General features: G+C 60.8%; 15 protein-coding genes. All 15 read right to left on the reverse strand.

Annotation, left to right across the window (positions count from 1 at the left end; genetic code table 11):
• Positions 1–53: 53 nt before the first annotated feature.
• On the reverse strand, positions 54–1,517 hold the full coding sequence (locus KR541_RS29265) for an APC family permease (RefSeq protein ID WP_160300486.1): 1,464 nt from the start codon (positions 1,515–1,517) through the stop codon (positions 54–56).
• Between the two features lie 241 nt (positions 1,518–1,758).
• On the reverse strand, positions 1,759–2,748 hold the full coding sequence (gene lipA / locus KR541_RS29270) for a lipoyl synthase (RefSeq protein ID WP_060733614.1): 990 nt from the start codon (positions 2,746–2,748) through the stop codon (positions 1,759–1,761).
• Entirely contained in the window at positions 2,745–2,915 is a 171-nt protein-coding gene (locus KR541_RS29275; RefSeq protein WP_160300487.1) for a hypothetical protein, read from the reverse strand. Before KR541_RS29275 ends, lipA begins: the two co-directional genes overlap by 4 nt.
• A 130-nt stretch (positions 2,916–3,045) precedes the next feature.
• The gene (locus tag KR541_RS29280; RefSeq protein ID WP_050011220.1) at positions 3,046–3,939 is read right to left on the reverse strand and encodes a LysR family transcriptional regulator; all 894 of its coding nucleotides are present in this window, start codon (positions 3,937–3,939) and stop codon (positions 3,046–3,048) included.
• A 79-nt stretch (positions 3,940–4,018) separates the two neighbouring features.
• Entirely contained in the window at positions 4,019–5,335 is a 1,317-nt protein-coding gene (locus KR541_RS29285) for an MFS transporter (protein WP_200891608.1), read from the reverse strand.
• Between the two features lie 70 nt (positions 5,336–5,405).
• Complete coding sequence (locus KR541_RS29290) at positions 5,406–5,879, reverse strand: RidA family protein (protein ID WP_050011221.1); 474 nt, start codon at positions 5,877–5,879, stop codon at positions 5,406–5,408.
• A complete protein-coding gene (locus tag KR541_RS29295) occupies positions 5,876–6,943 on the reverse strand; it encodes a DUF4392 domain-containing protein (protein WP_089489196.1) in 1,068 nt (355 codons plus the stop codon). Before KR541_RS29295 ends, KR541_RS29290 begins: the two co-directional genes overlap by 4 nt.
• 51 nt (positions 6,944–6,994) lie before the next feature.
• Positions 6,995–7,981 carry a threonine ammonia-lyase gene (locus KR541_RS29300; RefSeq protein WP_050011222.1) on the reverse strand — a complete coding sequence of 329 codons (987 nt, stop codon included), beginning with the start codon at positions 7,979–7,981 and terminating at the stop codon, positions 6,995–6,997.
• A 160-nt stretch (positions 7,982–8,141) separates the two neighbouring features.
• Entirely contained in the window at positions 8,142–9,431 is a 1,290-nt protein-coding gene (locus KR541_RS29305; protein WP_124638251.1) for an MFS transporter, read from the reverse strand.
• A gap of 54 nt (positions 9,432–9,485) precedes the next feature.
• The gene (locus KR541_RS29310; RefSeq protein WP_160300488.1) at positions 9,486–10,916 is read right to left on the reverse strand and encodes an APC family permease; all 1,431 of its coding nucleotides are present in this window, start codon (positions 10,914–10,916) and stop codon (positions 9,486–9,488) included.
• A gap of 841 nt (positions 10,917–11,757) precedes the next feature.
• Complete coding sequence (gene ptsP / locus KR541_RS29315; RefSeq protein WP_080334128.1) at positions 11,758–13,734, reverse strand: phosphoenolpyruvate--protein phosphotransferase; 1,977 nt, start codon at positions 13,732–13,734, stop codon at positions 11,758–11,760.
• 48 nt (positions 13,735–13,782) lie between these two features.
• Positions 13,783–14,160, reverse strand: coding sequence for a PTS glucitol/sorbitol transporter subunit IIA (locus KR541_RS29320; protein WP_089489194.1), 378 nt, complete (start codon positions 14,158–14,160; stop codon positions 13,783–13,785).
• A 19-nt stretch (positions 14,161–14,179) separates the two neighbouring features.
• A complete protein-coding gene (gene srlE / locus KR541_RS29325; protein WP_050011226.1) occupies positions 14,180–15,196 on the reverse strand; it encodes a PTS glucitol/sorbitol transporter subunit IIB in 1,017 nt (338 codons plus the stop codon).
• Positions 15,197–15,240: 44 nt separating this feature from the next.
• Positions 15,241–15,795, reverse strand: a complete 555-nt coding sequence (gene srlA, locus KR541_RS29330; protein WP_062885851.1) for a PTS glucitol/sorbitol transporter subunit IIC — start codon at positions 15,793–15,795, stop codon at positions 15,241–15,243.
• A gap of 83 nt (positions 15,796–15,878) precedes the next feature.
• Positions 15,879–16,295: a transcriptional regulator GutM gene (locus KR541_RS29335; RefSeq protein WP_050011227.1), complete on the reverse strand. Its 417-nt coding sequence runs from the start codon at positions 16,293–16,295 to the stop codon at positions 15,879–15,881.
• Between the last annotated feature and the right edge of the window lie 17 nt (positions 16,296–16,312).

A 16,312-nucleotide genomic window follows, 5' to 3' on the forward strand; every position in this document is an offset into this window, starting at 1 on the left:
GGCGCAAGCGCAAAAAAAGCCAGGACTCGGCGAGTCCTGGCTTGTCGTCATCGTCAACCGTTCTGGCTGCGTCCCAGGCATTCGAAGACCTCGGGGCGCCGGTGCTTGAAGTATTGGGCAAGTGCCATGCCCGCGACCTGCACGCCGATCAGGCAGTAGAACATCCACACGTACTGCCCGGGGTCACCGCCCGCAAGCACGTCGAAGTGTGCGGCCACGAGATAAACCAGCGCGATGAAGAATACTGACGAAATCGCCGGTGCCAGAAACGACTTGGCGAAACTCACGCCCTGTTGCCTGCCTCGGCGAACGTACCAGAGCAGCGACGAGATGTTGACGATGGTCATCAGAATGATGATGCCCGACGTTCCGACTCCGGAGAGCTGCCCGTAAAGCAGATCGGGCTTGGCGCCCATCAGAATGAACGGCAACAGCACGCACAGCACCATGACCGAGACAGTCATCGAGGCAAGATACGGAGACTCGTGCTTCGCGTGCACCTTTCCGAGGAAGCGGGGCAGCGCGCCGTCCGTTCCCAGGTTGTGCATATAGCGCGAAAGCACGTTCTGCGTGGACAGGCTCGCCGCGAACGCTGACGTCATCACCAGCACCGAAACGATCAGGTGCAGGCCAGGGCTCACGAATTTCGCGAAGGCGTCAGGGAACATCGCCGCGGGCGTCTTGGCCGCGATCGACTGAACCTGCGGCCCGTAAGCCATGATCATCGCATACGCACACAGCGTGTAGATCACACCGATGAAGATGACCGCACCATAGGTTGCACGCGGAATCGTCCGGTCCGGCATCTTCACCTCGTCGCGAAACAAGGCGGTCGCCTCGAACCCCATGAAGAACGACACGGTGAACAGCATGCAGAACGGTACGTTGGTACTGTTCGCCAGTTGGCTCGGCATGAACGGAGCGGATGCGGAAACACCCGGCACGCCGCCTTTTGCCAGCACACCGAACGAAAATACCAGACAGACGACGATCTCGAGAATCATCACCCACGTCAGCACCCTCGCGGACAGCTCGACATGAAGATATCCCAGCATCGAGACCACCAGCCAGCACGCGAGCGTCGGCCAGTACCACGGAATCGCCATGCCGGTCATGTCGTGCACGAGATCCGAGCACGAGACGCCGAAGAACGACGTGACGCCGGCGAGGAGCAGGAAGTACGAAACCGCCGCGAGTATGCCGGAGCCGAGGCCGGTCGACTTTCCGATGCCATAGCTGATGAACGCATAGAAGTCGCCCGGGCGCTTCACGATATTGTTGAGCGTCACATAGCCGACGGAAAACAGCAGCAATACCAACGTCGTCAGTACGAATATCACGGGGCTGCCGACTCCGCCGAACATCAGCGCGAACGGGATGTAACCCGACACGGTCGTCAACGGCGCCGAGAATGCCAGCACGGTGAGCGCCAGACCGACGGCGCCCATGCTGCCCGACAGCTTCTTATGTGGAGGCGTTTCTATTTGCGCGTCTTCCACACTCAGTTTCATATCCATCTTCGCCTCCATCTCCTTACGCCTCCAACATATCGTCAGCATGATCGAACTTTCGCCGCATCGCGCCGCGATCGTTCATGTGTCTGAGCACCATTCATCGGTTTCGAGCCTGTACGGTACTCAGTTCGGTTCAGTTCGGTCCGTATCGCCGCCATCGTCGGCCGCCAAATTGATCGGGTCCAATTGCTGTTGGCGATGTTTTTTGATAATCGCGTTTTATCACGCGCACCGGCTTTGCCCCTCACGCAACGCCGGCCCCATGCGCCTGCAGATCGGCGTGATAGCTCGAGCGCACCATCGCGCCAACGGCCGCGTGCGTAAAGCCCATCTTGTACGCCTCTTCCTCGTACATCTTGAACGTATCCGGATGCACGTAAGCACGCACCGGCAGGTGGTGCTCGGACGGTTGCAGGTACTGGCCGATCGTCAGCATGTCGACGTCGTGAGCGCGCAGGTCGCGCATCACCCGCAGGATTTCCTCTTCGGTCTCGCCGAGGCCGACCATCAGGCCCGACTTCGTCGCGACGTCCGGATGCTGCGCCTTGAAGTCCTTCAGCAGCTTCAGCGAGTGCGCGTAGTCCGAACCCGGACGCGCTTCCTTGTACAGGCGCGGCACCGTTTCGAGGTTGTGGTTCATCACGTCGGGCGGCGCCGCGTTCAGGATCGAGATCGCGCGATCGAGACGGCCGCGGAAGTCCGGCGTCAGGATCTCGATGCGCGTTTCCGGCGACTGCTCGCGCACTTCGCGGATGCACTCGACGAAGTGAGCGGCGCCACCGTCGCGCAGGTCGTCGCGGTCGACGCTCGTGATCACCACGTACTTGAGCTTAAGCGCCGCGATCGTGCGCGCGAGGTTCTTCGGCTCGTCCGCGTCGAGCGGATCGGGACGGCCGTGGCCGACGTCGCAGAACGGGCAGCGGCGCGTGCACTTGTCGCCCATGATCATGAACGTCGCGGTGCCCTTGCCGAAGCATTCGCCGATGTTCGGGCAGCTCGCTTCCTCGCACACGGTGTGCAGGTTGTGCTCGCGCAGGATCGTCTTGATCTCGAAAAAGCGCGTGTTGGGCGTCGCGACTTTGGCGCGGATCCATCGTGGCTTGCTAAGCGGCTCGATCGGGACGATTTTGATCGGAATGCGCGCCGTTTTCGCGTGCGCCTTCTGTTTTTCCGATGCGTCGTAGCGCACCGTCGGGTTTGTCGAGGTCGTCCGCTTCTCGCTCACATCGGTCATTTGCGCCCTCCTATCCGGCGCTCTTGCGAAAACCGGTGGTCAACAGCCTGTTTGTCGGTCGAAATGATCGCCATGCCGCTCTTCCCTGAAGCCCTGTCGAAAGCGCGCAACGTGCGCATCGCGTCAAGCCGGACGGTGATATCGCATGTGCCGGCAATCGATTTCATTCTAGAAATGACGCGTGTATCCCTCGTCCACCCAAAGGATGATAAAAATCGCCAAACTTCGTCAGGCAGGAGGGCTCACCACGATGCGAACCCATTAATCGCGACCACCGCCGCGCATCGGGATACGCGTTTACCCGGACGTCGGCTTGGCTGCGACGAGCGCCAATCCGGTCAGGATTTCGTAGATGCGAACGTCGAGTCCGCGGGCGTATGCCGCACTGAATACGAAATCGTCGAGCGTGAGCGTTGATTCCTTTACGACGAGTGAGCCCACCTCGATTTCGTGCCGCGCGACTGCGCCTGGCATCACGGCAATGCCGATCCTGTCGACCGCCATCTTCACGATCGTCGACAGGGACCCGTTCGCGAAAATGCGCGGAGAAGGCTTGTCCCGCGTCGCAATGGCGTCCCTCAGCGTGATGTACGGATGCGTCCGCTTCGGCAGCGTGATGATCGGGAAGCGCGCCAGGGTCTCTGGCGTCAAAGGGCTGTCGCCGACATCGAGGTCAGGGGACACGAGGAAGTCGACCGGATATCTGCACAAGGGTGCTTCGACAAAATCGGGATCCACCACGGGCCCGGCCAACAGAAACGCCATGTCGATCTCGCCGGACCTAAGCCCGTCTCGAAGCGCCGGTGTGATGTCGACCACGATGTCGATGACGATACCCGGATGTTCGCGATGCACACGCTCAATGAACTCGGTGAGCCACATATGAACGATCGTTTCGGCGACGCCCAGACGAACCACACCGGACAGCGTCTGAGGGCTTGCGATCGCCGAAATCAGTTCGGACTCGAGCGCCAGGAACCGCTCCGCATATTCCAGTAGAGTCCGGCCGCAGGGTGTCAACCGGATTGTACGTGCCGCGCGTTCGAACAGCAGCACACCCAGATCGTCCTCCAGGCCGGAAATCCGGTGCGACACCGCGGATTGCGTCGTGTGCAGCTTGGTCGCCGCCTTATGAAAGCTGTTGAGCGTTGCGACCCAGTAGAAGGTTTCGAGGCTTTTCAGATTGATCATCTGTTCTGTTCACGTCGAACATAAAGAATATTGCCGGCCCGCAATCGTTCAGACACAACAGGATCAGTGGCCGTCGACCTCAGCGATTGACGAGCTTCTTGGGAAGGCACAAAGTCAGCGTCACGCCGATTGCAGCCATCAACGAAATAAAGAAAACGCCGTAATCGGTGCTCCCGGTCATGTCCTTGACGACGCCCACGACATAGGGGCTGACGAACCCGCCCAATCCGCCGACGCAGTTGATGAAGGCAACACCGGCGGCCATGCCGATCCCAGTCAGAAACAGTCCAGGAATCGAGAACAGCATCGACGTCGTACTGTACGCACCCACGGCTGCGACACACAACGCCACCAATGCAACGGCCGGCGCGCCACGGGTGAATACACTGGCGACGAGCCCCGCGATCACGCACAAGAACGGCACGACGAGATGCCAGCGGCGTTCGCGAAGTTTATCGGAGCTTCGACCAATCAGATACATCCCGACGAACGCCGCACTGAACGGCAACGACGTGTAGAATCCGATACGCAAGACGTCACCTGGCGCAAGCTGTGCGACCAGCGTCGGCAACCAGAACGAAACGCCGTACGAACAGATCGCCGAGCAGAAGCAGATGAGTGTCATGTGCCAGACCTTGCGGTTCGTCACCGTCTGCCTCAAGTTCATCCCGGCGCAGTGTCCGTCTATCGCTCGACGATCCGCCTCCAGTTCGCGCTCGATGACACGCCTGTCACGATCCCGCAACCAGCGAGCAGACTCGGGACCATCGTCGAGAAACACGAGCGTCAGCAGACCGAGCACAAACGACGGAACTGCCTCGATGACAAAGAGCCATTGCCAGCCGGCCAATCCATGTGCTCCCTCGAGCGCCGACATGATCGCACCCGATACCGGCGCCCCGATCATGCCGGACAAAGGCACCGCGCCGACGAACAGCGCCACCATCTTCGCGCGGCGTGCGGATGGAAACCAGTACGTCAAGTACAGAATGATGCCGGGATAAAAGCCTGCCTCGGCCACGCCAAGCAGAAAGCGAAGAACGTAGAACTGAACAGGCGTCGATACGAACGCAAAGGCCGCGGAAATCATTGCCCAGAGGATCATGATGCGCGAGATGGTTCTTTTCGCGCCGATCTTCGCCATCAGCACGTTGCTCGGCACCTCGAACAGGAAGTAGCCGATGAAGAACAGACCGGCCCCCAGCCCGTACGCCGCGTCCGTCAACCCGAGATCCGACAGCATCCGCAGCTTCGCGAAGCCAATGTTGATGCGATCGAGATATGCAGTGACATAGCACAGCATCAGGAAAGGCATGATCCGGAGGGCGACCGTCCGGTACGTACCTTCGGAATGCATATCACCGCGGACCGGATCAACAGCTGAATCGTATTGCATGATCACCTCTACCCCTTAAGATTTCGTGCCGTCTTGGTCGACTCGTGACAAGGCCGCCCATACGCTGTCCTCAAACGACCTCTACGGTGGCTTCTACTTCCACCGCCATGCCGGACGGCAAGGCGGTGGCGCCGGTCGCAATGCGTGCGTGCCGCCCTGCTTCGCCAAGGACGGCGAAGAACAGGTCCGAAGCGCCATTCAGCACGGTCGCATGGTCGGTAAAGTCCGCGTCGCACCGCACGACGCCAGCGACGCGAACGATGCGAACGACGCGCGAAAAATCCCCGTCCAGCATGCGTCCGATGTGGCTCAGGATATTGAGGGCGCAGAGCTGGGCCGCGCGCTGCCCGTCATCCACACTGAGGTCGGCGCCCACTCTTCCTGCGTAGAGAAGCTTACCGTTCAGGCGCGGCCCCTGGCCGGCGATCTGAAGGTAGTTTCCCGACCGCACTGCAGGCAGATAACTACCGCGCGGCACGCTCGCAGGCGGCAGTTCGAGGCCCAGTTCGGCGAGGCGCGCGTCAATCGTGGTCTTGTCCGTCATTTCAATTGCCTCCAGTCGCCACGTTCCCCCTGCCAGTTGATCGAGTCGCCCAGCGTGCGTCGAACACTCGCGCGAAGCGTACGAAGCAAGCCTTCCCATTCGAGCGCGCTGATGCCATCCACGGCGGGCTCGGGGGCCATGAACATGCCGTCCACACCACCCGAATTGACGCAGCATTCGATGCAGCGAATCTCGAGTTCGGGATCGTGAAACACGACAGGGTTCTCCAGCAGCGCCGAAAGCGCCGCGATGATGCCCGTTGCACCCCAGTTCGACACGTTCGCGACGACGAGGTGATCAGCTGCATTGACCGCCGCAACGCCTCCACGCCCAGCAACACCGGTTGACGCGGCCTTCGGCGAAAACGCGGGCAGATCTGCCGCGATTACCCCCATGCCGAGTTCGTTACCCCCATCGCCCACGCCGATATGCAGGATGCCGCGCTCCTTGCCTTGATAAAACAGGTAATCAAGGTCAGCGACGAGTCCGTCGAGCGGACGGCCGCCCAGCCCGTGGTAGAGTCCTAGCGCGTTGCAACCGGGGCGCTCGATCGAAATCATCACGCTGGGCCGGGTGCGCTCGAGCAGATCATCACAAACACGACGACTGCCGTCCTTGTCCTTGGGGACTGTCCGGATGTAGACGGGCCGCAAGTACTCGATCCGTTTCACCACGCCATCATCCGGGAACGGCATCGGTGCCAGCCCTGCGCCGCGGCAGGTCTGCACCATCATCTCCTCCCAGTCTTCGTCGATCACGACGACGGTCGGCACCCCCAGGCCGAGGAAAAATGCGCGCGCCATCAGCGCAGCGCCCACCGGACCATCGGTTTCGGGTGCACCGCCGCCCTCAGGGAATCCCGTGGCGATGAGCACCGGGCCGCCTTGTCGCCTTACCACCTCGACAATTCGTTCGGCCGCGCCCATGCATGCGAATCCGGGTTGTCGCTTCTGCAGCGCCTCGTAGATGTTGCCGATGAGCCCGACACCCGTGTAGTCGAGCGTCATGAATTCGTCGATCGTGCGCGCAACGCGTTGATACTGTTTGCTGTCTTGCTGCAGCATGACAATTACCTCCTGGCAGAAATGCGCTCTGGGTAGATGAATGCCGGATGATCAGGCCAACGCACTGACGAAGATGTCGTGGTCCACGTTACCGCCGCTCAGTACCAGCACGACGGTCTTTCCGGCTATGGCGAGCTTCCCGGCAAGTACCGCCGCGAGCGGTACTGCGCCACCGGGCTCCACGACGAGCTTCAGTGTCTCGAACGCCACGCGCATCGCCCGACGCACCTCGTCATCGTCGACGACGAGACTTCCGGCCAGCAGCCTCTTGTTGATCGGGAACGTCAGCTTGCCGGGAGATGCGACCTGCAGAGCGTCGCAGATGGATCTGGCGCCCGCGGCATTGGTAACTTGCTCGCCCTTCGCAAGCGATCGTGCGTGATCGTCGAACCCCTTGGGCTCGACAGCGTAGAGGCGCGCTTGCCTGCAATACGCGTTGATCGCCGTCGCGACCCCAGCGACCAGTCCCCCACCGCTGGCGGCCGCAAGAACCACATCAGGGACCACGGACAGGGCCTGAGTTTGCTGCACGATCTCGAGACCGACGGTGCCCTGTCCGGCCATCACCTGACGATCGTCGTAGGGGGGAACGGTCACCGCGCCGGTGCGCTCCGCGATATCCCGGCCGATTGCTTCCCGGTCGTCCGTTTGTCGGTCATAGAGACGCACGGTCGCACCGTAGGCCCGTGCGCCTTCGATTTTTGCCTTGGGTGCGTCCGCCGGCATGATGATGGTGGCCGGCATGCCGAACCGCGCGCAAACCGCCGAGATCGCCAGCGCGTGATTTCCCGACGAGAAGGCGACGACGCCGCGCGGCCGCAGGGCTGCCGGAATTTGCAGCACGCGATTGCACGCGCCCCGGAACTTGAAGGACCCCGTCTTCTGAAGGCTTTCCGCCTTGACGAGCACACGGGCCCCTGTCGCACGGTTGAGCACCTCGCTCTCGAGCAGAGGCGTTCGCACGACGAACGGCAGGATGCGCACAGAGGCGGCTTCGATGTCGGCGACCGAGAAATCGCCGGATGAGAGATCGGTCATGGCATTCGCTCACGGTGAAAGACGTCAGCGCATTACATCAACCTCGACCGATTCAATCCAATGAAGAACAAAAATGATCACTGATCGAAATTCGTAATCGATTGACAACGCATGCCGGGCGTTCAATCGCGCGCCTCGACGCATTCGCGGCGCGCATGCGTCACGACTCGATCTTTCGGCCGCCGAACGCGGCGAGCAGCAGCAACCCGGCGAGCAACGCAAATGCAAGATGCAAACCGATCGCATGCGCAAAGAAGCCGACAATTGCCGGTCCGACCAGATTGCCGCCGTAGCCTAATGTCGTGATCGACGAAATTGCGGCAGAAGGATCCATTGCCGTTTGCCGCCCGGCAGCGGCGAACAGGATGGGTACGATGTTCGCGCACCCGGCCCCGCATACAGCAAACCCGACGATCGCGCCCGTGCCCGATGGCGAAACGATCGCGATGCACATCCCGACCGCGCCGAGGCTCCCGCCCGATACAATCATTGCGCGCGAACCGAATCGGGTAATCAACATGTCGCCGAAGAGTCGACCGATCGCCATCGTCATCGCGAACGCGGTGTATCCGAAGCCCGCGCGGTCCTGCGCATAATTCTTCACCGATGTCAGGAACAGCGCGCTCCAGTCGAGCATCGCGCCTTCGACGAGAAAGCATCCGATCGCAATGGCGCCCATCATGACCACGATCCCCTGCGGCAAGATCAACGCCGACGCCGTGCGCTCGCCGGGCCCCGCCGACTCCAGGTATCGCGCGTAACGAAACATGAGCACGGCGATGACGGCGACCATCGCACCCGCTACCCCAAGCGGATTCGCGCCGGCCGACAGCAGCGATCCGCCGACCAGCGAGCCCGCGATTCCGCCGACGCTGAACAGGCCGTGGAAGCCGGACATGAGTTGCTCGCCGCTTTGCCGCTCGATGAGCGTGGCCTGGATGTTCATCGCGACGTCGACGAATCCCAGGCCGGCGCCGAAGATCAACAGCGTGATCGCCATCGCGGGCATGCCGGACAGCGTCGCCAGGAGCGGAAGCGATGCGCAGATCATCGCGGCGCCCGCGCCGATGACCTTGCGGCAACCGAATCGCTCAACCGCGCGCTGACAGAGCGGCATGCATCCGACGGCGCCGATTCCCAGGAACAGCAGCAGGAAGCCGAATTTCGCTTCGTCGACGTCAAGCCGCGCCTTCGCATACGGCACCAGCGGCGCCCACGTCGCGACGCTGATTCCGGCGAGAAAGAATGATGCGCGTGTTGCAGCCCGCTTGTTGCTTTCGCTTGCAGTCTCGACGACCATGGTTTGGGATGTGTCCGACAACTCGGACATCTTCTGGATGAACGGATGATCCGGTCGTGACGTGTCCGCACCGGCCGTGACTGGCAGCCGGGCGCATCTGATGCAACGAGCCGGAAAATAAAAAAAGATCCCGAAAGTGCTCGGGATCAAAGGAGAAACGACCCGGGATGAGGCTGAACGTGTCCGCCCCGGTCGCTCAACGATTCAGTCCTTGTGGCTGCGGCCGAGTCTTTCGAAAATTTCCGGGCGCAGGTACTTGAAGTATTGTGCCAGTGCGATGCCGACGAGCAGCACACCAATCAGGCAGTAGAACATCCACACGTACTGCCCCGGATCGCCACCTGCCAGAACATCGAAGTGCTGCGCGATCAGCACGACGAGCGCGATGAAGAACACCGAGGAAATGGCGGGCGCGACCGCCGACTTGAAGAAGCTGACGCCCTGGTGTCTGCCGCTCCGGCCGTACCATACCAGCGACGAGATGCTGACGATGGCCATCAGAACGACGATCCCCGACGTACCAACTCCGGAGAGTTGCCCGTACAGCAGATCGGGCTTGGCGCCCATCGCGATGAAGGGGATCAGCACACAGAGCACCATCACCGACACCGTGATCGACGCGAGATAGGGCGACTCGTGCTTCGGATGAACCTTGCCGAGGAATCGCGGCAGCGCGCCGTCGGTGCCGAGGTTGTGCATGTAGCGGGCCAGCACGTTCTGCGTGGACAGCGCCGATGCGAACGCCGACGTCAGCACCAGCAGCGAGATCACGACATGGAGACGGCCGCTGACGAACTTCGAGAATGCGTCGGGAAACATTGCGGCAGGGGTCTTGGTAGCGATGTCCTGGACATGCGACCCATAGGCCATGATCAGCGCATACGCACAAATGGTATAGACGACGCCGATGAAGATGACCGCACCATACGTGGCTACCGGAATCGTCCGGTCGGGCATCCGGACTTCATCCCGGAACAGCGCGGTCGCCTCGAATCCCATGAAGAAACCGACGATGAACAGTACCGAGAACGGCACGCTCGCGCTCTTCGACAACTGGCTCGGCGCAAACGGCGCGGTTGCCGAGATGTCTGCCGCCCCGCCCTTCGCCAGCACGAAGAACGAGAAGATGAGACATACCGCGATCTCGAGCAGCATGATCCACGTCAGCACCTTCGCCGACAACTCGACATGCAGGTAGCTGAGGATCCCGCACGCCATCCAGCATGCGATCGTCGGGATGTACCACGGGAGCACGGCGCCGGTCGTTTCATGAAGGAGATCGGAACAGGACACGCCGAAGAACGACGTCACCCCGGCGAGCAGCAGAAAATACGACACCGCCGCGAGGATGCCCGAGCCGAGGCCTGTCGACTTCCCGATGCCGAAACTGACGAATGCGTAGAAGTCGCCCGGGCGCTTGACGATGTTGTTGAGCGTCACGTAGCCGACGGAAAAGAACAGCAGAACGATCGTAACGACGACGAACAGGATCGGACTGCTGACGCCTCCGAACATCAGCGCGAACGGGATGTAACCGGACACCGTTGTCAAAGGTGCCGAGAACGCGAGCACCATCAGCGCCAGGCCGATCGGCCCCATGTTTCCGGATAACTTTTTGGGTGCAGATTCGCTCATGCGAATCTCTTGCATGTTCATCTCCATCTCCGTCCCACCTCCGTCATTATGTGAATCTTCGCCATACGAAAACACTGGGAAATGCAGCAACGACTGGTATTTGTCGGTTTATTTCGCTACATTTGTCTCACGATTTCGCTTCAAGAAGCTCTTTGTTCACGGCAAGTGAAACGATCGTCCACCTCCAAATTGAAGCGGTCCAATTGCGATTCGCGATTTGCGCTGATCGCCAAAATTTATCAACGCGACAGTAGGCCGGCCCTGCGTCCGATACTTGGCCACGCCGTTCGTCGCAATCGCCGTGAATCTGTTGCGCATGCCGTCACCCGCTGTCAGACAGGGCTGTAGCGATGGCAACCATCCGGGAGGTAATACAAGGCAAAATGACGATCAGGGATCACGCGGACATCGCCCGGGATGCCTGACTGAAACGCAGCTGGGGTGAGAGACCGCACGCGCCGGACGCTGGAAAACCGATTCAGCGCGACGAGCAGCCTCGCGGCTCGTCGCGCGTTCTTGATACACACCGCCCGACTGGACGAGCCGTGGAAGGAAACCAGGCAATTTTGGAGAAAGCTCGACGGCTTTCGGGTGTGAAGGCTGCGCGTGTTCGAGAAGACCGGACGGCAGTTCCATCCGGTAAAATCGCCTCCTCGAATCGCGCCGTGTCGGCCGGTAAGCAGCTCGGGAGGCATAGCGAAATTGCCCGACAAGACCGGATACCTGCGCGGCGAGACAGATCGCCCGCCCCTCCGTGTATCAAGCCGGCCCCGCGAAGCAGTGGCAAATACGAATCTTGTGGATCGTCGATGCCACGCCCCTGTCGTTTCCCGATCGGAAATCAGATTTCCGTCACGAGTTTCTTTGCGCGCAGTACCGAGTTGGGACTCATACTGAGTTCGTCGACTCCGAGGTTCACGAGCACCGGAATCATGTTTGGCCGAGACGCAGCTTCCCCACACACGCCGACACTGATGTGCGCCCGCTTCGCCGCGTCGCATACCATCTTGATCGCCTGAATGACAGCCGGGTGCTCGGTCTTGTAGAGCGAGGCAAGGCTGGGATTCATGCGATCGACGGCCATGATGTATTGCGTAAGGTCGTTGGTACCGATCGAGAAGAACTCGACCTCCTGCGCCAGTAAATCGGCAGTGAGAACCGCAGCCGGCGTCTCGATCATGATGCCGAGCTTTGGAACTGCAAACGGCACCCCCGCGTCGGTGAGTTCCGCAGCGATGCGCTCGATGATCGCCTTCGTACGGCGAACCTCGTCGACATCGTCGACCATCGGCAACATCACGCAGATGTTTCCGTGCGCGGTGGCACGCAGTAGCGCTCGCAGTTGCGGCTCGAACACTTCGGGGCTGTCAAGACACATCCGGATGCCTCGCCACCCCAGAAATGGATTCTCCTCCTTCGGGAAGCGAATGCCCGGCAGCGGCTTGTCGCCGCCAGCATCGAGCGTCCGAATGACGACAGGCCACGGGTGAAAGCGCTGTGCGAGCGTGGCATAAACTTCGTATTGCTCGTCCTCCGTAGGCACGCGCTGATGGTCCATGAACAAAAGCTCGGTACGGAATAGTCCCACGCCCATCGCGCCGGCTTGCAGGGCCGAGTCAAGTTCCGACAGAGAACCCATGTTCGCGGCGATCAGTATCTTGCGTCCGTCGCGCGTGGAGGGCTCGACGTCCCGGTAAGCAAGGAGCGCCGATTGCTGTTCGCGCTGCGCGTCGATACGGCGCGACAGTTCCTTTTCATGCGCGTCGGAATGGTCGAGCCAGACCTCCCCGGTCGTACCGTCAATCGATATACGTTTGACGGATCGCAGCCTGTCCTTGTCGATCGGCAGACCTAGAACTGCCGGAATGCCGTGCGAGCGCGCGATGATCGCGACATGAGACGTCGCACTGCCGGATGTGCAGACGATCCCGAGGATATTGGCGAGGTTCGCGCGCGCAAGATCCGGCGCGGACAGTTCTTCGGCAAGGATGATGCTCGGTACGTCGAGTTCTCGCAGCGACTTCTGCTGCTTGCCAAGAAGCACGGCCACGATCTCGCGCGTCAGGCCGCGAATGTCGTCGGCGCGGCTGCGAAGATACTCGTCCGTCATCGATTCGAACGCGAACGCCAGATCCTGCCCGCATTTCAGCGTAGCCGCTGCCGCGCTCCACCGCGTTGCGATGAGCTCGCGGATCGTGCCCGCATAGTCGTCGCTCCTTGCGACATCGGCGATCGCCTCGATGATCTCGTTTCCCATCGTCCCGTCGCCCGGCTCGAGCATCGCAGCCAAAGTGGACTCGAGCGTCGCGGTGAATCGCATGACCTCGTCTGCTACCTCGTGTTCCGACACGAACTGGCGATCGACCATGAGCTCGTCACGAACATACGCGAGCGCACTGCCAAATGCCAAGCCTTCACTCGCCGGAACACCTCTCAGTGCGCCCGGAGATTCAGCATCGTCGGCGGATCGCACCACAGCCGTGTGTTCGAACGCTCGCGGAGCCGTCGCTGAGCCGTCCGACCCGCGATGGCCGTCTGGCACGGTGGCGCCCTGCACGATTGCGCTGACATTCGACAGAAATTGCGTCAACCTGTCGAGCGCCTCGCATTCGTCTTCGCCGTCCGCTCGGAGAAGTATCTGCTCGTCCTGCTTCACACCTAGCAACATGAGCTTCACAGCGCTCTTCGCGTCCGCCCATGCATCGCCTCTCCCGATTTTCAGCGCGCTATTGAACTCCTTCGCGAGCTTGGCGAATTGCGTCGCGGGGCGTGCGTGCAGACCCTCGTGTACCTTGACAACAACCTGAGTTTCCAACATGACGATGCCTTTTCGTATTCCGTGGATGACGATTGACGTCGGCGCGATTCAGGCGTCAACGATCTCGATGACGGCCCCTTTCTGCATGCTCTTGAAGAGCCGTTCACAATCGACCATCGACGCACAGATCTCGCCTGGGCGCTCTGCCGAATGGGCTCCATTGAATGTGATGACGACATGGCCCAGTTCGCTCACCTTGTTCCAGGCCGTCGGCCCCACTGCGGTCACGACCGCGGAAATTTCACCGATGCGCAGCACGGAACCGATACGCGGCGCGTGGCTGTGCGCCTGCTCTACGCGGTGAAGAACCGACACCTCTGCCAGTTCGGAAGGCGCGCCATCCGAATACAAAATCAGCACGCCACCTTCGAGAAGGGACTCCACCTCTTCGCCGATACTGGAAATGATTGTCTTGTAGTAATGCATGCGTGACCTCAAGATGTTTTTAGAGAGCAAAGCTGACCACCCAGGCGATCAACACCGAGACCGGCCCCATGATCTGGCGGCTGATCAGTACGGCCGGCACGCCGACGCGAATCGTCTCCGGTTTCGCTTCGCCGAGTGCCATCCCGACCGGCACGAAATCACAACCGACCTGGGTGTCATACGCGAACAGCGCCGGCAGCGCCATATGCGGCGGAATCGTGCCATTGCCGATGGCCGGCCCGATGATTGCCGCGCCGATGACCTGCGCGATCACGGCACCCGGTCCGAGTACGGGCGACAGGAACGGAAGACCGCAGATCGCCGACAGGATCACGAGCCCGACGATATTACCGGCCAGCGGCGAAAGCAGATGAGCGAGCCCGGTCCCCACCCCGGTTGAATTGATCACGCCGATCAGCATCGTCACGAACGCCATGAATGGCAGCACGTTGCGAATAACGGTATCGATCGACTTGCGCCCGCTCGTGAACAGCACGTTCACGACGCCACCCATGCCGCGGCCAACCGAAGTGATCATCCCGACGAAGCCGCCATGGCTTGCCCCGGTTCGCGGTTCCGCCGGCGACGACGTTGCGGCGGATGAGGTGTCGCCGTTCGTCACGGCGGCGCAATGCGCGTCGGCGTTCGACGCGTCGTCGTCAACGGACCGCAAGCTGTTCAATTCGACGCCGGACACGTAGATATCTTCGGTAATGAACTGCGCAAGCGGGCCCGACTGTCCAACCGGACTCAGATTGATGGTAGGGATGCGCTTTCGCGGATATACGCCGCACCGCGCGGTTCCCCCACAATCGATCACGACAGCCGCGATTTCCGATTCGAGCGGCGGATTGCGAAAACCGTCCACGACCGTTGCTCCGGTCAGATCAGCCAACCGCTGTGCCACCTTCGGAATATCTCCTCCGGTCACGGCTACGATCTTGTTGCGCTCCACCGTCGGTGCGATGACGAGTGGGCCGCCCCAGCCGTTGGCCCCCTTTCGTACCTCAACCGCCTTGTACGTACGCGCATCCATTTCGTTCTCCTCCAGGTGATTTCTCGTGTTTTATCGTGTCGAGTTCAAAGCGTGAGGCCTTCGCGCTTCGCGATCATGCGGGTGATCGCTTCGGTCAGCACCCCTTTCAGGAGATTGACGAAAAGGCCGACGCCCAGGTAGAAGAGCGCGAGTTTCGGCAATGAGAACGGTGCGGCATGGGTTTCAGCGAGCTTCGTGATACCTGCTGCCACACCAAGCCAGACGAAAAGCTCGCCCGGATTGCAGTGCGGAAACAAGCCCGTAATGGGGTGACACAAGGACACTGCGGAATCGTAGAACGCTGGTTTGTGACGCTCTTCAAGGAAGACGCCGAACGTGTAGGCCATCGGATTGGTCAGAAAGAACATCGCGAGCAACGGCAACAGCGAATATCGCGTCACGATGTTCTTCGAAAGGAAACGAGCCAATCCCTGAATCCGCTGCTCGCCCACTAGCGCGATGATCGTGTAGACCGCGGTGAGCAGCACAATCAGTGTCGGCAAAATACCTGTAACAAAGCCGACGAACGTCTTTCCGCCTGCGTTGAATACACCGATAAATGCCTCGGCGGCATGAGTAAGAAAATCCAGCGGATTCATGGTTGTCTCCTGATGAAGTTGTGATGTGCGACAGATGCGTCAATCAAAACAGTGCCGCGACCTGCGTGCTGTACGGCGTTCGTCTACTCAATCACGGCACCGATAGGACGGTTCGCGTTCGCGGTTCTGCAAGCCATGTCGAGTGCGTTGCGAAGCGCGTGCCTAAGACGAGGTGCAAGCGCCAAGGACTCCAAATTGTGTTGAAACTCGCCGATCGACCCGCCATTGAATCCGGAAAGCGCCTCGAAACGAGCGAACACAGTCAGTCCAGACATGGCCAATACTTGTCTGACAATGCAATCGTCACCGATGACGACGATCGCAACTGCGCCGCGCCCGATCCGCGGCTTGAACGTCCCCACGCCGAGAAAGCCGTCGCCCCACGTTCGCGCAGTCTTTCTGAGCGTGTCCCGGTAGTAGCGCATATGGGCCCACCCGGCGATGAGCTGCAGCGCCCACGTAACAGCCAATGCCAGTAAACCGAACCGAACGAGTTCCATTGCATGTCTCCTGCCTC

This window comes from Burkholderia sola, from assembly GCF_905400185.1.
Lineage (GTDB): Bacteria > Pseudomonadota > Gammaproteobacteria > Burkholderiales > Burkholderiaceae > Burkholderia > Burkholderia sola.

Bases quoted from the DNA above. Each gene is read 5' to 3' on its own strand.
- KR541_RS29265 (WP_160300486.1), bottom strand. From the start codon at position 1,517: ATGGATATGAAACTGAGTGTGGAAGACGCGCAAATAGAAACGCCTCCA.
- lipA (WP_060733614.1), bottom strand. From the start codon at position 2,748: ATGACCGATGTGAGCGAGAAGCGGACGACCTCGACAAACCCGACGGTG.
- KR541_RS29275 (WP_160300487.1), bottom strand. From the start codon at position 2,915: ATGAAATCGATTGCCGGCACATGCGATATCACCGTCCGGCTTGACGCG.
- KR541_RS29280 (WP_050011220.1), bottom strand. From the start codon at position 3,939: ATGATCAATCTGAAAAGCCTCGAAACCTTCTACTGGGTCGCAACGCTC.
- KR541_RS29285 (WP_200891608.1), bottom strand. From the start codon at position 5,335: ATGCAATACGATTCAGCTGTTGATCCGGTCCGCGGTGATATGCATTCC.
- KR541_RS29290 (WP_050011221.1), bottom strand. From the start codon at position 5,879: ATGACGGACAAGACCACGATTGACGCGCGCCTCGCCGAACTGGGCCTC.
- KR541_RS29295 (WP_089489196.1), bottom strand. From the start codon at position 6,943: ATGCTGCAGCAAGACAGCAAACAGTATCAACGCGTTGCGCGCACGATC.
- KR541_RS29300 (WP_050011222.1), bottom strand. From the start codon at position 7,981: ATGACCGATCTCTCATCCGGCGATTTCTCGGTCGCCGACATCGAAGCC.
- KR541_RS29310 (WP_160300488.1), bottom strand. From the start codon at position 10,916: ATGAGCGAATCTGCACCCAAAAAGTTATCCGGAAACATGGGGCCGATC.
- ptsP (WP_080334128.1), bottom strand. From the start codon at position 13,734: ATGTTGGAAACTCAGGTTGTTGTCAAGGTACACGAGGGTCTGCACGCA.
- KR541_RS29320 (WP_089489194.1), bottom strand. From the start codon at position 14,160: ATGCATTACTACAAGACAATCATTTCCAGTATCGGCGAAGAGGTGGAG.
- srlE (WP_050011226.1), bottom strand. From the start codon at position 15,196: ATGGATGCGCGTACGTACAAGGCGGTTGAGGTACGAAAGGGGGCCAAC.
- srlA (WP_062885851.1), bottom strand. From the start codon at position 15,795: ATGAATCCGCTGGATTTTCTTACTCATGCCGCCGAGGCATTTATCGGT.
- KR541_RS29335 (WP_050011227.1), bottom strand. From the start codon at position 16,295: ATGGAACTCGTTCGGTTCGGTTTACTGGCATTGGCTGTTACGTGGGCG.